This window comes from Rhizobium sp. SJZ105 (genome assembly GCF_007828365.1).
Taxonomy (GTDB): domain Bacteria; phylum Pseudomonadota; class Alphaproteobacteria; order Rhizobiales; family Rhizobiaceae; genus Agrobacterium; species Agrobacterium tumefaciens.
Genome location: NZ_VIUP01000001.1, coordinates 1,628,934 through 1,644,921, shown reverse-complemented (window position 1 = coordinate 1,644,921; position 15,988 = coordinate 1,628,934). Strand labels below are relative to the sequence as shown.

Annotated in this window: 17 protein-coding genes; 9 read left to right on the top strand and 8 right to left on the bottom strand. The window is 59.0% G+C overall.

Annotated elements, in window-relative coordinates; genetic code table 11:
* Positions 1-90 precede the first annotated feature (90 nt).
* The 6 genes from infC (at position 91) to pheT (ending at position 6,037) form a co-directional block, all read left to right on the top strand.
* Entirely contained in the window at positions 91-627 is a 537-nt protein-coding gene (infC, locus tag FB593_RS08325) for a translation initiation factor IF-3 (RefSeq protein ID WP_060641871.1), read from the top strand.
* Positions 628-821: 194 nt separating this feature from the next.
* Positions 822-1,025, top strand: a complete 204-nt coding sequence (gene rpmI / locus FB593_RS08320) for a 50S ribosomal protein L35 (RefSeq protein ID WP_003493355.1) — start codon at positions 822-824, stop codon at positions 1,023-1,025.
* Between the two features lie 40 nt (positions 1,026-1,065).
* The gene (gene rplT / locus FB593_RS08315; RefSeq protein WP_003514622.1) at positions 1,066-1,470 is read left to right on the top strand and encodes a 50S ribosomal protein L20; all 405 of its coding nucleotides are present in this window, start codon (positions 1,066-1,068) and stop codon (positions 1,468-1,470) included.
* Positions 1,471-1,635: 165 nt separating this feature from the next.
* Positions 1,636-2,514: a lipopolysaccharide kinase InaA family protein gene (locus FB593_RS08310; protein WP_019564479.1), complete on the top strand. Its 879-nt coding sequence runs from the start codon at positions 1,636-1,638 to the stop codon at positions 2,512-2,514.
* Positions 2,507-3,589 carry a phenylalanine--tRNA ligase subunit alpha gene (gene pheS, locus FB593_RS08305; RefSeq protein WP_003514626.1) on the top strand — a complete coding sequence of 361 codons (1,083 nt, stop codon included), beginning with the start codon at positions 2,507-2,509 and terminating at the stop codon, positions 3,587-3,589. The genes FB593_RS08310 and pheS overlap by 8 nt, the downstream gene beginning before the upstream one ends.
* Positions 3,590-3,613: 24 nt before the next feature.
* Complete coding sequence (gene pheT, locus FB593_RS08300; RefSeq protein ID WP_145166459.1) at positions 3,614-6,037, top strand: phenylalanine--tRNA ligase subunit beta; 2,424 nt, start codon at positions 3,614-3,616, stop codon at positions 6,035-6,037.
* A gap of 55 nt (positions 6,038-6,092) precedes the next feature.
* On the opposite strand, the gene FB593_RS08295 is transcribed toward pheT, so the two are convergent.
* Positions 6,093-7,094, bottom strand: a complete 1,002-nt coding sequence (locus FB593_RS08295; protein WP_145166458.1) for an aldo/keto reductase — start codon at positions 7,092-7,094, stop codon at positions 6,093-6,095.
* Between the two features lie 117 nt (positions 7,095-7,211).
* On the opposite strand from FB593_RS08295, the gene FB593_RS08290 reads away from it, so the two are divergent.
* A complete protein-coding gene (locus FB593_RS08290) occupies positions 7,212-8,102 on the top strand; it encodes a LysR family transcriptional regulator (protein ID WP_019564476.1) in 891 nt (296 codons plus the stop codon).
* Here the strand turns inward: FB593_RS08290 and FB593_RS08285 are convergent, their stop codons facing one another.
* The 4 genes from FB593_RS08285 to FB593_RS08270 all read right to left on the bottom strand — a co-directional run bounded on the left by FB593_RS08285 (position 8,103) and on the right by FB593_RS08270 (position 11,153).
* Positions 8,103-8,546 (bottom strand): GNAT family N-acetyltransferase, encoded by a 444-nt coding sequence (locus FB593_RS08285; RefSeq protein WP_145166457.1) that lies wholly within the window; start codon positions 8,544-8,546, stop codon positions 8,103-8,105. It abuts the gene before it with no gap.
* A 1-nt stretch (position 8,547) separates the two neighbouring features.
* Positions 8,548-9,498 (bottom strand): aldo/keto reductase, encoded by a 951-nt coding sequence (locus FB593_RS08280; protein WP_145166456.1) that lies wholly within the window; start codon positions 9,496-9,498, stop codon positions 8,548-8,550.
* A gap of 111 nt (positions 9,499-9,609) precedes the next feature.
* Entirely contained in the window at positions 9,610-10,593 is a 984-nt protein-coding gene (locus FB593_RS08275) for a GlxA family transcriptional regulator (RefSeq protein ID WP_145166455.1), read from the bottom strand.
* A complete protein-coding gene (locus FB593_RS08270; RefSeq protein ID WP_025592191.1) occupies positions 10,593-11,153 on the bottom strand; it encodes an isochorismatase family protein in 561 nt (186 codons plus the stop codon). Before FB593_RS08270 ends, FB593_RS08275 begins: the two co-directional genes overlap by 1 nt.
* A 179-nt stretch (positions 11,154-11,332) precedes the next feature.
* On the opposite strand from FB593_RS08270, the gene FB593_RS08265 reads away from it, so the two are divergent.
* On the top strand, positions 11,333-12,316 hold the full coding sequence (locus FB593_RS08265; protein WP_145166454.1) for a Gfo/Idh/MocA family protein: 984 nt from the start codon (positions 11,333-11,335) through the stop codon (positions 12,314-12,316).
* Here FB593_RS08265 and FB593_RS08260 read toward each other — a convergent pair.
* Both FB593_RS08260 and FB593_RS08255 read right to left on the bottom strand, forming a co-directional pair.
* On the bottom strand, positions 12,313-12,684 hold the full coding sequence (locus tag FB593_RS08260; RefSeq protein WP_145166453.1) for a hypothetical protein: 372 nt from the start codon (positions 12,682-12,684) through the stop codon (positions 12,313-12,315). The two genes, FB593_RS08265 and FB593_RS08260, sit on opposite strands and share 4 nt — an antisense overlap.
* A gap of 11 nt (positions 12,685-12,695) precedes the next feature.
* The gene (locus FB593_RS08255; RefSeq protein WP_003514644.1) at positions 12,696-12,938 is read right to left on the bottom strand and encodes a hypothetical protein; all 243 of its coding nucleotides are present in this window, start codon (positions 12,936-12,938) and stop codon (positions 12,696-12,698) included.
* 190 nt (positions 12,939-13,128) lie between these two features.
* Between FB593_RS08255 and xseA the strand changes: the two genes are divergently transcribed.
* On the top strand, positions 13,129-14,733 hold the full coding sequence (gene xseA, locus FB593_RS08250; protein WP_013635328.1) for an exodeoxyribonuclease VII large subunit: 1,605 nt from the start codon (positions 13,129-13,131) through the stop codon (positions 14,731-14,733).
* On the opposite strand, the gene FB593_RS08245 is transcribed toward xseA, so the two are convergent.
* Complete coding sequence (locus FB593_RS08245) at positions 14,734-15,936, bottom strand: mandelate racemase/muconate lactonizing enzyme family protein (protein WP_003514648.1); 1,203 nt, start codon at positions 15,934-15,936, stop codon at positions 14,734-14,736.
* Between the last annotated feature and the right edge of the window lie 52 nt (positions 15,937-15,988).

The following is a 15,988-nucleotide window of genomic DNA, read 5'->3' as shown; positions in this document are numbered from 1 at the left end:
CGCCACGGCAATAACGACATTTCCGCCGCTTGTACCAAACAAGCTGTTTTTTGCCGATGTGATCCAGAAACAGATCAGGAGAATACGACCATTCGCAGACCTTTCAAAGCCGATGCCCCCGTCAAGGAGGGCCCGCGCTCCAACCGGGAAATCCGGGTTCCCAGAGTTCAGCTTATTGATGAAGAGGGCCAGAACCTCGGTAGCATGCCGACGGACCAGGCTTTGAAAATGGCGGAGGATGCCGGTCTCGATCTCGTTGAGATTTCGCCGAACGCTGAACCGCCGGTATGCAAGATCCTCGATCTCGGCAAGCTTAAATACTCGACCCAGAAAAAAGCCGCTGAAGCGCGCAAGAAACAGAAGATCGTCGAGGTCAAGGAAATCAAGATGCGCCCCAACATCGACACGCATGACTATGACGTGAAGATGAAGGCGATGAACCGTTTCTTTGACGAGGGTGACAAGGTGAAGGTGACGCTGAAGTTCCGCGGCCGCGAAATGGCCCACCAGGAACTCGGCATGAAGCTTCTCCTCCAAGTGAAGGAAGATACCCAGGCGATTGCCAAGGTTGAAGCCGAGCCGAAGCTGGAAGGCCGTCAGATGATGATGGTTCTCGCGCCGAAATAACTCTTTCGCGCACACCGCCTGGGCGGCATGAAGCACCACCGCAAGGGGAAGTTCGTATTCCCCGTTGCGCTTTTAACCGACTGCGGTTATAAGCGCGCGTCCGAACGGTCCGGCAGGGCATGCCGAGGCCGTTCCTGAATAGCTTGAAATAGGCCTCGTCTGCCTGTTTCGATACAAAAACACGGAGTAGCAAAATGCCCAAGATGAAGACGAAGTCCGCTGCAAAAAAGCGGTTCAAGATCACCGCCACCGGCAAGGTTGTTGCAGCCGCCGCCGGTAAGCGCCACGGCATGATCAAGCGTACCAACAAGTTCATTCGCGACGCGCGTGGAACCATGGTTCTCGCCGAAGCTGACGGCAAAAAAGTCGTCAAGAACTACCTGCCGAACGGTCTCTGAGACTTTTCCGCACTTTTGGACACTTTAAGGAGATCATGACATGGCACGCGTAAAACGTGGCGTAACTTCCCGCGCCAAGCACACCAAGACACTCAAGGCAGCCAAGGGCTTCTACGGCCGCCGCAAGAACACCATCCGCGCAGCAAAGGCTGCTGTGGATCGTTCCAAGCAGTACGCTTACCGCGACCGCAAGGTCAACAAGCGCAACTTCCGCGCTCTGTGGATCCAGCGTATCAACGCTGCTGTTCGCGAATTCGGCCTGACCTACGGCCGCTTCATCGACGGCCTGAACAAGGCTGGTATCGAAGTTGACCGCAAGGTTCTGTCCGACATGGCTATCCATGAGCCGGCAGCATTCGGCGTGCTCGTCGAGACCGCGAAGAAGGCTCTTGAGTACCTCAAGGAAGCTGGTACGACCAACGAGTTTGAAACCGCTGTAAAGTAATTACGGCGCGGACAATCTGTTGTTCATTTGAAACCCGCGCCGGTCCTCCGGCGCGGGTTTTTCGTTTTCAGTTTCTGATACAGCTCTATCGGCGTTTTTTAATTTAGAAATTTAGAAGAGTTGGAGTATTCACGCCGTTTGAAGCGAAATCCTTGGTGGACGGAAATGCTGGTCAATAAAATTCAGGTTGTGGAAGCAGAAGGCTTTCGCGTTCATCTCGACGATGACGACATCGCAACCCTGATGCGCGTCCTCCTGAAAAGTGACCGGCGCATTCAAAAGGTCGAGCTCTCGCAATTGACGGTGTGGATCAAACGGCAGGGCACGGAACGTGTGACCTGGTGGATGAAAATGCAGAAGCTGCTGTCAAAACTTCTGCCTTATGCTTTTCTTCGCCCTTCTGAACCGCTGGACGGCGCGGGCCTCATGCAGCGAGAGCTGGAAACGTTGCAGCAGTTCCAGCAAGGCGGTTTCCCGGTTCCGCCGCTGATCTACTCGTCGCGCACAGCAATGGTGCTGGGAGATGTCGGTCCGACGCTCATGGAGCGGATGGATGCGCTAAAGGCGTCCGATCCGGTGCAACATGACGCCTTGCTTGTGAAATCCGCAGAAGCGCTTGGCGAGCTGCATGCGGCGGGCCTCTGCCACGGCCGCCCGCATGTGCGTGACTTCTTTTTAAAAGACGACCGTATCGGTTTCATGGATTTCGAGGAGCGCCCTCAGGAGGTCATGCCGCTGGAGACGGCGCAGGCGCGCGATATCTGGCTGCTGTTTTTGCAGGTCGCGACCCGCGCCTGCGATGCGCCTAAAACCTGCGACGCCGCCTTTGCCCGCTGGCGTGAAAACGCCCCGCCGCGGGCGCTTGAAGAATTGTGCCGTCTGATCGGCATTCTGGGGCGATTTTTACCGCTTGCCCGGTTGATCGGGCGCGTGCGGATGGGTAGTGATCTGCGACGCTTTATCATGGCGACCGACTATCTGATGAATGCTGTGAACCCCGAAGCCGCTGTTAAAAATACCGGCAAGGCAGGAAAAGATGACTGAACTTGATACCTTGAAATCGCAACTGATGTCGGAGATCGCCGCCGCCGCCGATGAGCCGGCCATCGAAGCCGTGCGCGTCTCCGCGCTTGGCAAGAAGGGCTCGGTTTCGGAGCTTCTGAAGACGCTGGGGTCGATGACGCCGGAAGAGCGCCAGACCCGGGGCGCTGCCATCAACCAGCTCAAGACCGAAATCACCGATCTGATCGGCGAACGCAAGAGCGGCCTGAAAGATGCCGCGATTGCCGCCCGCCTGAAGGCGGAAACGCTGGATGTCAGCCTGCCGGTCCGCCAGTCTCCGACCGAGCGCGGCCGCATTCATCCGATCAGCCAGATCGTCGATGAAATCACCGCGATCTTTGCGGATATGGGCTTCTCGATCGCCGAAGGTCCGGATATCGAAACGGACTATTACAACTTCACGGCGCTGAATTTCCCTGAAGGCCATCCGGCCCGCGAAATGCATGACACCTTCTTCTTCCAGCCGGATGAAAACGGCGAGCGCAAGGTGCTGCGCACGCACACCTCGCCGGTGCAGATCCGCACCATGGAAAGCCAGAAGCCACCGATCCGCATCGTCATTCCGGGCAAGACCTATCGTCAGGATTCCGATGCCACCCATTCGCCGATGTTCCATCAGGTCGAAGGTCTGGTGATCGACAAGAAGGCGCATGTTGGCAATCTACGCTGGGTACTTGAAGAGTTCTGCAAGACCTTCTTTGAGGTGGATAGCGTTGTCATGCGCTTCCGTCCGTCGTTCTTCCCCTTCACGGAGCCGAGCTTCGAGGTGGATATTCAGTGTGACCGCTCCGGCCCGATCGTCAAGTTCGGCGAAGGCAACGACTGGATGGAAATCCTTGGCTGCGGCATGGTGCACCCGAATGTGCTGCGCGCCGGCGGTCTGGACCCGGATGAATATCAGGGCTTTGCCTGGGGCATGGGCCTCGACCGCATCGCCATGCTGAAATACGGCATGCCGGACCTGCGTGATTTCTTCAACGCCGATGTCCGGTGGATGAACCACTACGGCTTCCGCCCGCTCGACATGCCGACGCTGTTCGGCGGTTTGAGCGTTTAATCCGGTTAGCCAAGGAGCAAAGACATGAAATTCACTCTTTCCTGGCTGAAAGAGCATCTCGAAACGGATGCGACGCTGGACGAGATTTGCGAACGGTTGACGGCGATCGGGCTTGAGGTCGAGGACGTCGACGACAAGGCGGCCTATAAGCCTTTCGTCATTGCCAAGGTCGTCTCCGCCGAAAAACATCCCGAGGCCGACCGCCTCAAGGTGTTGATGGTGGATGCCGGTGACGGCAAGCCGGTGCAGATCGTCTGCGGCGCGCCGAATGCGCGCGCCGGCCTTGTCGGTGCGCTGGCGCGTCCTGGCGTTTACGTGCCGGGCATCGATGTCACGCTTGCCGTCGGCAAGATACGCGGTGTCGAAAGCCACGGCATGATGTGCTCCGAAAAAGAGCTGAACATTTCCGACGATCACGACGGCATCATCGATCTCCCGGAAGACGCGTCGGTCGGCACTTCTTTCGCGACCTATGCCGGACTTGACGATCCGGTCATCGAGATCAATCTGACGCCAAACCGCCCGGATTGCACCTCGATCTATGGCATCGCCCGCGATCTCGCCGCTTCCGGTCTCGGCAAGCTCAAGACCAAGCCAGCGCCGTCCTTCAAGGTCGAAGGCTCAACCCCGGTCGACGTGAAGTTGGAGCTGGATGACGCGGCGCTCTGCCCCGGCTTTTCGCTTCGCATCGTGCGCGGTGTGAAGAACGGCCCGAGCCCGAAGTGGATGCAGCAACGTCTGATGGCGATCGGCCTGCGTCCCATCAATGCGCTCGTGGACATCACCAACTACATGACCTTCGATCAGGGCCGGCCGATGCACGTCTTCGATGCCGCCAAGGTCAAAGGCGATCTGACGGTCCGCCGTGCGAAAGAGGGTGAGACGATCCTCGCGCTTGATCAGCGCGAATACAAGCTCGGCCCGAACAATGTCGTCATCGCCGACGAAAAGGGCCTCGAGTCCATCGGCGGCGTCATGGGCGGTGAACACTCCGGCTGTGATGAAAATACCGTTGACGTGTTGATCGAGTCCGCTCTCTGGGATCCGATCAACATCGCCAAGACCGGCCGTTCGCTCGGCATCATCACCGATGCCCGTTATCGCTTCGAACGCGGCGTCGATCCGGAATATATGGTTCCGGGTCTGGAACGCACCACCGAACTGGTTCTGGAACTCTGCGGCGGCGTTGCCGGCGAAGCCAAGGTCGTCGGTTACAAGGGGCATCAGCCCAAGGTCGTTGATTTTCCGCTCTCGGAAGTGAAGCGTCTGACCGGCCTAGAAGTTTCGGCGGAAGAAAGCCTGGCCATTCTCAAGGGTCTCGGTTTCGGCATCGAGGGAACGGGCGAGCGTGTTTCCGTCACCGTGCCGTCTTGGCGCCCGGATGTCGACGGCAAGGCCGATCTGGTGGAAGAGGTCATGCGCATTCATGGCGTCGACAACATCAAGCCGGAACCGCTGGAGAGCTTCGGTGCCGTCAACGGCCGCATCTTGACTACGCTGCAGGTGCGCACCCGCACCGCGCGCCGTGCGCTTGCCAGCCGTGGCATGCTGGAGGCGGTCACGTGGTCCTTCATCCCGGAAGCTCACGCGAAGCTTTTCGGTGGCGGTTCGCCCGCTCTGAAACTGGCCAACCCCATCGCGGCCGATATGTCGGATATGCGTCCTTCGCTTCTGCCGGGCCTTCTGACCGCAGCACAGCGCAATGCCGACAAGGGCCATGGCGATGTGGCAATCTTCGAGGTCTCCGGCACCTATGAGGGTGACACGCCGGACACCCAGCGCCGTGTTGCCGGCGGTGTACGCCGTGGCACGGCCTCGCTCGCAGGCAGCGGCCGCATGTGGTCCAATGCCACAAAGGGCGGCGGCAAGCCGGTGGATGTCTATGACGCCAAGGCCGATGCGCTTTCGGTGCTCGAAGCCTGTGGCCTGCCGATGGCCAATGTGCAGATCGAGGCCGGCGCTCCCGGCTGGTATCACCCTGGCCGCTCCGGCACCATCAAGATGGGTCCGAAGGTCGTGCTCGGCTATTTCGGTGAATTCCACCCGAAGACTCTGTCAGAGCTGGATGTTTCCGGTGTCTATAGCGGTTTCGAGATCTATCTCGACGCCATGCCGGAGCCAAAGAAGAAGGCGACCCGCACAAAGCCGGCCCTTGAGCTTTCGCCCTTCCAGGCGGTCAAGCGCGACTTCGCCTTCGTGGTCGACAAGTCGGTCGAGGCAGGGGCCATCATCAAGGCTGCAACAAGCGCTGATCGCAAGCTGATCACCGGCGTCAATGTCTTTGACGTCTTCGAAGGTGCATCGCTTGGTGAAAGCCGAAAGTCCATCGCCATTGAAGTTCAGATCCAGCCGGTCGACAAGACGCTGACGGACGAGGATTTCGAGGCGCTGACCGCAAAGATCGTCGGTAATGTCGAGAAATCGACGGGCGGCGTGCTGAGAGCGTAAAGCTCTGTTTTCATGAATTGAAAAAGCCGAGGCAGTCGCCTCGGCTTTTTTGTTTTTAGCGGTTCGCCATCTGGGACATACGCTCGGGATATCGTTGGCCGGCAACCTTTGCTGGAGAAAGCAACGCGCCAAGGCTGGCGACTTCTTCTGCCGTCAGCGATACATCCGCTGCCGCCACGTTTTTCTCAAGATTGGCGATTTTCGTCGTACCGGGGATCGGAACGATAAAGTCACCCTGCGCCAGCACCCAGGCCAGCGCCAGTTGCCCGGCGGTAACACCCTTTTCGGCAGCCATATCTTCCAGAAGCTTGATGAGCGCCAGATTGGCATCGAAGTTTTCACTTTGGAAGCGCGGCAGGCCGCGGCGGAAATCGTCGGATGCAAGTCCGTCGAGCGACTTCAGCGCGCCCGTCAGGGCACCACGCCCGAGCGGGCTGAAGGGGACGAAACCGATACCGAATTCGCGGCATGTTTCCAGCACGCCGTTTTCCTCCACATCGCGGGTCCACAACGAATATTCGCTCTGTATGGCAGCGATCGGGTGAGTGGAATGCGCCTTGCGAAGTGTTTCGGCACTCGCTTCCGAAAGGCCTAGATGTTTCACCTTGCCCTGCCGCACCAGTTCCGCCATGGCGCCGACCGTATCTTCGATTGGGACATCCGGATCGACGCGATGCTGGTAGAACAAGTCGATGGTGTCGACGCCTAAGCGTTTGAGAGAGGCTTCGGCGACGGCGCGCACATTTTCCGGGCGGCTGTCGGTGCCCACCATCATCTGGCCTGCGGGTTTGCTGGCGTCGATTTTGAAACCGAACTTGGTAGCAATGACCACCTTGTCGCGATAGGGCTTCAAACCCTTGCCGACGAGGATTTCGTTGTTGTAAGGCCCATAGACCTCTGCCGTGTCAAAAAAAGTGACACCGAGTTCGACGGCGCGGTGCAGCGTCGCTATTGCACTATTTTCGTCGCCGGTCGGGCTATAGGCATGGGTCATGCCCATGCAGCCGAGGCCAAGCGCCGAAACGGAAAGGTTGTTTCCGAGAGTTCTTTTTTTCATCTGTTCGTCCTTCCATAAGGAACCGCCCGTTGTCAGGGGCGTGATGAGAAGATAGCGCCCTAAGACGGCAAAAATAATCGCTGCAAATCGTTGCGGGTTGTTCTATTATTTAGAACAATGAACCGTGTGCAACTCTCCCAACTCGCTGTCCTCGCTGCCGTTGCCGAAGGCCGCAGCTTTCGTAAAGCTGCCGCCGAACTTGCCATTGCGCCTTCCGCCGTCAGCCATGCAGTATCGTCGCTCGAAGCGAGCCTTGGCCTGCGCCTGCTGCATCGTACCACCCGCAGCGTTTCGCCGACAGAGGAGGGCAGGCGGCTTCTCGAGACGCTTGGGCCGGCCCTTGCTGAAATCGATGCCGTCATCGATACGCTTGCCGAGCATGGCGGAAGGCCGGCCGGACCGTTGCGGATAACCCTGCCAAGACTTGCGGCGGAGGACCTGATCATGCCCCGGCTTGGCGAGTTCCTGCGGCTATATCCAGATATCTCGCTGGAGATTTCGACCGATGACCGCTTCGAGGATATTGTCGCGAAAGGTTTCGATGCCGGCCTGCGGCTCGGCGAGAATCTTGAAGCGGATATGATTGCCGTGAAGGCGAGCGGCCCATGGCGTGGCGCGATTGTCGGCGCGCCCACCTATTTCGAAGAAAATCCCCCGCCCCGTGAGCCGAGGGATTTGATGCGGCATCGCTGTATTCTCCGTCGCTTCTCCAGCGGTCTGCTATACCGCTGGGAGCTGGAAAAGGACGGCAGACCTTTGGTGGTCGATGTGCAGGGGCCGCTCGTCCTGTCGGACCAGAGCCTTATTCGCCGGGCGGCGATTGACGGTGCGGGTCTGGCTTTCGTTTTCGAACAGCGCGTAGAAGACGACATCAAGGAAGGCAGGCTGGTCCGGGTGCTGGAGGACTGGTGCGCGCCCTTTGATGGTTTTTATATCTATTACCCCTCGCGCCGGCAGATGCGCCCGGCGCTAAGGGCTTTCGTGGATTTCTTCCGCTTCAGAGGGTGATCAGAACTTGATGCGATAGCGGATATGGCCGTCGCTTTTGACGTAGCTGTCGTAAAGCTTCTGGGCACGGTGATTTTGCTCGTCCGTGTTCCAGTAAAGCCGGGACCAGCCCTTTTCCTTGCATATGGCAATGAGGTCATCCATCAGCGCCCGGCCTGTTCCCTTGCCACGGATCGCGCCGTCAACGAACAGGTCTTCCAGATAGCAGTCGGGCGTTTTCACCCAGGTGGAATCATGGAAGTGATGGATGGCGAAACCGGCCATCCTGTCGCCCAGAAGAGCCACGCGCATGGAAACGCGTGATGCCGGATCGAGGATACGCGCCCATGTATGGTCCGTAACTTCCTCGGCAAGGTGTACGTTATAGAAGGCGAGATAGTCGTTCCACAGGCGCAGCCATTCCGCCCGGTCTTCCGGCTCCGCGTCGCGAATTACAAGATCCATGTCACGCGCCCGCCTTGTCGAGCAGCGTCATCATCTCATCCGTCAGCTTGAGATTGACGGCGCGTTTGAAGCTTTCGAGTTGCGACAGGCTGGTGGCGCTGGCAATCGGTGCCGTCACGGCCTTCTTCCGCAATAGCCACGCCAGCGCGATATCGGAAAGCTTGGCTCCGGTTTCCACGGCAACCGCATCCATGGCGCCCAGAACGGCAAGGCCACGGGCGTTGACATATTCACCCACCCGGTAGCTGCGGGCGACGCCTTCGGTATCCGCCTTGGCGCGATATTTCCCGGTGAGGAACCCGGCCGCGAGGCTATAATAATTGATGACGCCAATTTCCTGGGCGACGCAAAGATCGGCAAGCGGGCCTTCGAAATCCGCACGGTTGTAGAGATTATATTCCGGCTGTAGCACATCGTAACGGGGCAGATCGTTCTTCGCGGCCGTGTCCAGCGCCTCCTGAAGCTGGCTCACCGAATAGTTGGAGCAGCCGATGGCGCGTATCTTTCCCTGTTCCTTCAGCTTTGCAAAGGCTGCAAGCGTTTCCTCCAGCGGCACATCCGCGTCCGGCTTATGGGCGAGGTAGAGATCGATATAGTCGGTTTGCAGCCGCTTCAGCGAGGCGTCGACAGCCTCTGCGATCCATTTGGCGCTGAGGCCTGTCTTCTGACCGCGATTGTCGAAACCGACCTTGGTAACGATCACCGCGTCCTCACGCTTGACGCTCGACTGTTTCAGCCATTTTCCGATGATTGCTTCCGACTCGCCGCCCTCATGCCCGTCCACCCAGGCGGAATAGACGTCTGCCGTGTCGATGGCGTTGAACCCGGCGTCGAAAAATGAATCGAGCAGGGCAAAGGAAGTCTTCTCGTCCGCTGTCCAGCCGAACACGTTGCCGCCGAAGACGATCGGGGCGATGGAGAGGCCGGTGCGGCCAAGGCTTCGTTTTTCCACGGGGAATGCTCCTGTTGCTGTCTTTGGCGGCAAGGTTATCAACTGCTTGCCGGCATAACCATTCAATTCCTTTGATGGCATTCATCAGGCAACGGGCAAAAGCGGGTGAGATCAGGCCTGAAAGCCGCGATAGTGGCTGGGCGGGAGGTGATTGTGCTGTTGCCACACGCGCCGCAAATGCCGGGCGGAGGCAAAGCCCGCCCGCTCCGCAATGGTCTCCATATCCAGACGGCTGTTTGCAAGGATGTCGCGGGCGAGATTGACCCGCATCAGGTTGACGTAGTCGATGACGCTGATGCCGGTATGCTCGCGAAACAGGCGGGACAGGTGCCTCTCGCTGAGTGCGGCAATATCGGCCAGCCGTTCCAGCGACCAGTCCTGAGCCGGTTCAGTCATCACCCGGTCCTGCACCCGGTGAATGGCGGGGTGAATGTGGTTGCGGCCGGTGAGCCAGGGGGAGATTTGCGGATCATTGCCGCTGCGCCTGAGATAAACGACCATGTTTTTGGCAATGCGCGCCGCGACCGCAGGCGATGTCAGTCGGGAAACGACATGCAGCATGAGGTCGGTGCCGGTGGAAATACCGGCGCTGGAGAAGCGGTTGCCATCCTCCACGAAAAGACGGTTTTCGGCCACCTGCGACAGCGGTGCGGTGCGGCGCAGCGCTTCGACGCAATCCGCATGTGTCGTACAGCTCCGCCCGTCGAAAAGTCCTGCTTCGCCCGCCAGCAGTGCGCCGGAGCAAATGGAAATGACTGTGGTGTCCGCGCGCACTGCGCGGCGCAACCATGCCACCAGCGCCTGCCGCTCCCGTCGCATCTCCGGCGCGTTGTCGAATCGGGAGATGCTGCCGGAAATCAGCAGGAAAGCATTGTCCGGCAGGCTCTCGGGCAAGGCCTTCAGCCCGCAAAGCCCAAGGCCGATGGAGGATTGCTGCTGGTCATGTTCCGCGATGTAACGGCAGTCGAAATGGACGTCCCGCTGTTCCGCGTTGGCATAACGGATCACCTCCAGCGGGCCGGCAATATCGAGCAACAGCGCGTGTGGCGGCACAAGCGTATAAAAGGGAATGGTCCGCGTGCCGCCATTGTCCATCAGGCGGCCTTTCGTACCGTTTCGAGAACGTCGCCGACGGTTGCGATGCGCGCAAAGCGACCGGCCAGCACCAGCTCGGTTCGGGTGCGAATATCATCAGGGCTGAACACGGTGCCCGAGGCGTGCGTCATTGGAAAGGTAAGCGTCGCCTCGGTGACGTAATCGACTGTGTAACCGAGGTCCGATGCATGCCGTGTGGTCGTTTCGCAGCACTGTTCGGTGCGGATGCCGGATACGATCAGCCGGTTGATACCCTTTTGCGTCAGCCAGATATCGAGGCCGGTGCCGGCGAAAGCAGAGTGGCGGTTCTTGCGAAAGGTGACGTCAGGGGTAATGCGCACACCTTCCAGCGCGCGAATATAGCCGCTCTCCTCTGCAAAGGCCCGGTCGCCATCGACATGAAAGATTTGCACGACTGGAATGCCCGACGCCTTGGCGCCGTCGATCAGTGCCTGCTGTTTTTCCAGATAGGCGGGAAGTTCGCTTTCCTCGAAATAGGGGGTGTGCCGGAAGGATTCCTGAACGTCGATGACAAGGAGTGCTGTGTGAGAAGAGGACATTTCATGGTTCTCCATTGGGTTCATGCATAGCATAATTCACCTTTGAAAGGCTGGATAAAAGCATGGAAACCGACAAAGGAAGGACGAATCCGGCCATAGCGTTTGCAGTTACGTTTCGTGCGACTTGCCAGGCGTCGCGACAATGGTAAGTTCCCGGAATTACAGAGTGGGAGAATGAGATGCTGCGCTTCGGAATAATTTCAATGGCAAAAATCGCTCAGGATCACGTCATTCCGGCGATTCAGGATGCGCGGAACTGTGTGGTCAGCGCCATCGCCAGCCGCGATCATGCCAAGGCGCGTGCGGTTGCAGATCGTTTTTCCGTCCCGCATGCCTTCGGCTCCTATGAGGAAATGCTTGCGTCCGATGTCATCGATGCCGTCTATATTCCGCTTCCCACCTCGCAACATGTGGAATGGACCATAAAAGCTGCCAATGCCGGCAAACACGTGCTGTGTGAAAAGCCGATCGCACTCAAGGCTGAAGAGATCGACGCCATCATCGCGGCGCGGGATGACAATGGCGTTGTCGTGTCGGAGGCTTTCATGGTCACCTATTCTCCTGTTTGGGCCAAGGTGAAGGAATTGCTGGCATCAGGTGCAATCGGAACGCTGAAGCATGTGCAGGGCGCTTTCAGCTACTTCAACCGCGATCCCGGCAATATGCGCAATATTCCCGAACTGGGCGGCGGGGCCTTGCCGGATATCGGCGTCTACCCGACCATCGTCACCCGTTTTGCCACGGGTGCCGAGCCGAAGCGCGTACAGGCGAGCGTCGAGCGTGATAAGGAATTCGGCACCGATATCTATTCCAGCGTCAGGGCCGATTTCGGCGGCTTCGAACTGAGCTTTTATCTGGCGACGCAGCTTGCCGCCCGCCAGCTGATGGTTTTCCATGGCACGGACGGGTACATCGAGATCAAATCTCCCTTCAATGCAAATCGCTGGGGTGCGGAGGAAATCGAGTTGACCAACCAGGGTCATAACCAGTCGCAAGTCTTCCGGTTTCAGGATAGTCGCCAGTACAAGCTGGAGGCGGAGGCCTTTGCCCGCGCGGTGAAAGGTGAGGGCGAGGTCGTCACCCTGGAAAGCTCGAGGAAGAACCAGCTTTTCATCGATGCCATCTACCGTGCGGCGGAAAAGGACGGTTGGGAGACGGTTTAATCCTGATCCGCACGCTGCTTTTGAAGCCGCCTATAGCCGTAAAGCGCCAGCACCAGTGCCGCGAGTGCGGAAAAGGCGAGCGGGACCAGCGGCTGCACGAGTGGATTGCGCCATTGCAGCAGGGCGAACAGCCCGACGCCAACCATGCGGGAGATAAGCGTGACGGCGTTCAACAGAAAGCCGTTCAGCTCATTGCGGCCATCGCCATTCGAATGGTTTAGCCTCCAACTCGTCGCAAGCCCTGCCAAAGCGCCCGGAAGACGGGCGGGAAGCGGGTCGATGCCGATATAAAAAATCAGCAGAAAAGAGATGGAAAGGTCTACAGCCAGTCCGTAAACCTCGGTCAGGGCGAAGTGGCGAAGCCGCAAGGCCGTGTGCTTTAAAGCGTCGGCTGGGTGGAGCGCGGACGTTGCAGCACGAGAAGGCCGATGACCACACTCACAACGCCGAAATTATAACCGGCAAGCGCTAGGAGCAGCGACATCAGCGGCACGGCGGTTGCAGAAATCGCCATCGCGACACCATAGGCGCCGATAACCATCAGGCAGATGAAAATGATGCTGAATACCGAACGCAACGCAACTGCGGTTACGCCGAGCAATGTGGCGGTAAGAAAAATCATGAATGCCGCCTCCTCTTTGGTTGCCGGGTCTGGGATAAGACGTAGCGTCCTCTTCCCTAACGAACCCTTGTTTTCTCCTCCCTCACCCATTTTCCTAACTCGTTAGTTGAGGATATGGTTTCACCGCCGTTAAAATAGACCCGGCCAGTACCGGCATTTCCGAATCGACGGGTTTTGGTTACAAACGGGCATGAGCGATATTTTCTCCAATGCCGCATTGAGCAATCTTGCCGAGTTCTCGGTTTCCGAACTGTCGGGTTCCATCAAGCGAACGGTGGAGACGGCTTTCGATCAGGTGAGGGTGCGCGGCGAGATTTCCGGCTACCGGGGTCCGCATTCTTCGGGTCACGCCTATTTCTCCCTGAAGGACGATCGCGCCCGCATCGATGCGGTTATCTGGAAGGGTACTTTCTCGCGGCTGAAGTTCCGCCCGGAAGAGGGCATGGAGGTCATCGCCACCGGCAAGGTCACCACCTTTCCCGGCTCCTCGAAATATCAGATCGTCATAGAAAGCCTGGAGCCGGCCGGCGCGGGCGCGCTGATGGCTTTGCTGGAGGACCGCCGCCGGCGTCTGGCGGCGGAGGGGCTGTTCGATGCGGAACGCAAACGCCGCCTGCCGTTCATGCCGCGTGTCATCGGTGTTGTCACATCGCCCACGGGCGCAGTCATTCGCGATATTCTCCACCGGATTTCGGATCGTTTTCCGGTCCATGTCGTCGTCTGGCCGGTCAAGGTGCAGGGGGAAGGCTCGGGTGAGGAAGTGGCGAACGCCATTCGCGGTTTCAATGCGCTTCAGCCCGGCGGTGAGATTGCACGCCCCGACGTGCTGATCGTCGCCCGTGGAGGCGGCAGTCTGGAAGATCTCTGGAGCTTCAACGACGAAATCGTCGTGCGCGCCGCTGCCGAGAGCGAAATCCCGCTGATTTCCGCTGTGGGGCATGAGACGGATACGACCCTGATCGACTACGCCGCCGACGTGCGCGCACCGACACCGACGGGTGCCGCCGAAATGGCCGTGCCGGTGCGTGCGGAACTGGAGGCGCAGCTCTCCGGCCTTGCGGCGCGCCTTTCCGGCTCGGTATCACGCCAAATGGACAATCGCCGACAGGGCGTGCGTGCTCTGGTGCGTGCGCTGCCATCGCTTGACCAGCTTCTGGCTCTGCCGCGCCGTCGTTTCGACGAGGCCGCAAGCGGTTTGGGTCGCGGGCTTGAAATGACGACGCTGAACAAGCGCCGCGCGTTCGAACGCTCTGCTTCGGGTCTGAGGCCGGAAATCCTGCTGAATGGTCTGCGGCAGCATCGCCAGCGTGTTACGGAACGCATGCAGAGGGCCGAGGCGCTTGTGGAGCGCCGCCTGTTGCAGGCACAGTCGAGAATTTCCTCGACCGATTCCGCGCTGCGTTCGCTGCCAGCCCGCTTGCTCGGCCAGTTGGAGAGGCAGAAGGAACGGGTCGTCACCGCAACGCGACGTGCCGATACCGCCGTGCTTCACCGCATGGCGCAGAACCGCTCGGGCCTTGCTGCCCATGACCGCATCCTGCAGTCGCTGTCCTACAAGAATGTGTTGAACCGCGGTTATGCTGTCATCCGCGACGAGGAGAACCGGCCCCTGACCCGGGCTGCTGCCATCGCGTCCGGCGCTGTGGTGTCGATGGAGTTTGCCGACGGTCGCGTGGCCGCCCTGACGACAGGCGAGGCTACTCCATCATCTGACGTTCAGACGCCTGCCGCTCCCAAAAAGAAGCCGGTGAAACCGGCCTCTTCCGACCCGGGAAATCAGGGCAGTCTGTTCTGATTAGATAGACGCCGCATCTGAAAAACGACGGCTGACGGTGAAGGTCTTTTCAATATCGGGATGCAGCTCCATGCCAAGGCCGGCACCCGGCGGCACGGTGATCATGCCGTTTTTGACTTCTGGCAATGCGGTAACGAGATCGCGGTACCACGTCTTGTAGAAGGCGCGCACGCTTTCCTGCACCAGCGCATTCGGTGCGTTGAGCGACAGATGCGTGGAGGCGCAGAGTACCACCGGGCCGGTGCAATCATGCGGCGCAACGGGCAGATGCCAGGCTTCGGCCATGGAAGCGATCTTGCGCGCTTCGGAAAGTCCACCACACCAGCTGATGTCAAGCATCACCACACCGGCGGCGCCAGTTTCCAGGAGATCTCGGAAAGCCCATCGTGAGCCGAGCGTCTCCGATGCGGAAATCGGCGCGGGTGAAACGGCAGCATAACGCGTCAGGCTGGAAAGGCTGTCCATCTTGATCGGATCTTCGTGCCAGAAGGTCTGGTAAGGGGTGAGCGCCTTGGCGATCTGCATGGCGGGCAGAAGCTGCCACATGGAGTGAAACTCCACCATGATATCCATCTTGTCGCCGACTGCCTTACGAATTTTCTCGAACGGCTCGAGCGCGCTTTTCAGGTCAGGCATCGAGATATATTGGCCGCGCGTCTTTTCCGCCGCCGCATCGAAAGGCCAGATCTTCATGGCCGTGATGCCGTCTTCCAGCAGCGAATGGGCAAGCTCGTCGGCCCGGTGCAGGAAGCCGTTCAGATCGTCATAATCCTTGCCGCCGGACAGGCCGTAGTTGGCCGTCTGCTGGCCGGTCGCCTTCTTGATATATTCCGTGCCCGCGCAGGTATTGTAGGTGCGGATTTCCCTGCGGCTGAAGCCGCCAAGCAATTGCGCAATGGGCTGGTTGGTAGCCTTGCCAAAAATATCCCAAAGCGCGATATCGAAGGCCGAATTGCCGCGTACTTCCGCACCCGATGAACGGAAGCCGAGATAACCGACGAGATCCTGTGCCAGAAGGTCGATCTGCAGCGGATCGCGGCCGATCACGCGGGGTGCGATATATTCGTGCACATAGGTTTCAACCGTCTCGGCGCCGTAGAAGGTTTCACCAAGTCCGGTAATGCCCTCATCCGTGTGGACCAGAACCCAGAGCAGGTTTGCCCGTTCCGCCACGCGGACGGTTTCGAGTTTCGTAATTTTCATGAAGTGTCTCCTCCAGAGGCAGGCAGTTTTCGGTCTGGAACTGCGTTTGAAA

Bases quoted from the DNA above. Each gene is read 5' to 3' on its own strand.
- rpmI (WP_003493355.1), top strand. From the start codon at position 822: ATGCCCAAGATGAAGACGAAGTCCGCTGCAAAAAAGCGGTTCAAGATC.
- rplT (WP_003514622.1), top strand. From the start codon at position 1,066: ATGGCACGCGTAAAACGTGGCGTAACTTCCCGCGCCAAGCACACCAAG.
- FB593_RS08310 (WP_019564479.1), top strand. From the start codon at position 1,636: ATGCTGGTCAATAAAATTCAGGTTGTGGAAGCAGAAGGCTTTCGCGTT.
- pheS (WP_003514626.1), top strand. From the start codon at position 2,507: ATGACTGAACTTGATACCTTGAAATCGCAACTGATGTCGGAGATCGCC.
- pheT (WP_145166459.1), top strand. From the start codon at position 3,614: ATGAAATTCACTCTTTCCTGGCTGAAAGAGCATCTCGAAACGGATGCG.
- FB593_RS08295 (WP_145166458.1), bottom strand. From the start codon at position 7,094: ATGAAAAAAAGAACTCTCGGAAACAACCTTTCCGTTTCGGCGCTTGGC.
- FB593_RS08290 (WP_019564476.1), top strand. From the start codon at position 7,212: ATGAACCGTGTGCAACTCTCCCAACTCGCTGTCCTCGCTGCCGTTGCC.
- FB593_RS08285 (WP_145166457.1), bottom strand. From the start codon at position 8,546: ATGGATCTTGTAATTCGCGACGCGGAGCCGGAAGACCGGGCGGAATGG.
- FB593_RS08275 (WP_145166455.1), bottom strand. From the start codon at position 10,593: ATGGACAATGGCGGCACGCGGACCATTCCCTTTTATACGCTTGTGCCG.
- FB593_RS08270 (WP_025592191.1), bottom strand. From the start codon at position 11,153: ATGTCCTCTTCTCACACAGCACTCCTTGTCATCGACGTTCAGGAATCC.
- FB593_RS08265 (WP_145166454.1), top strand. From the start codon at position 11,333: ATGCTGCGCTTCGGAATAATTTCAATGGCAAAAATCGCTCAGGATCAC.
- FB593_RS08255 (WP_003514644.1), bottom strand. From the start codon at position 12,938: ATGATTTTTCTTACCGCCACATTGCTCGGCGTAACCGCAGTTGCGTTG.
- xseA (WP_013635328.1), top strand. From the start codon at position 13,129: ATGAGCGATATTTTCTCCAATGCCGCATTGAGCAATCTTGCCGAGTTC.
- FB593_RS08245 (WP_003514648.1), bottom strand. From the start codon at position 15,936: ATGAAAATTACGAAACTCGAAACCGTCCGCGTGGCGGAACGGGCAAAC.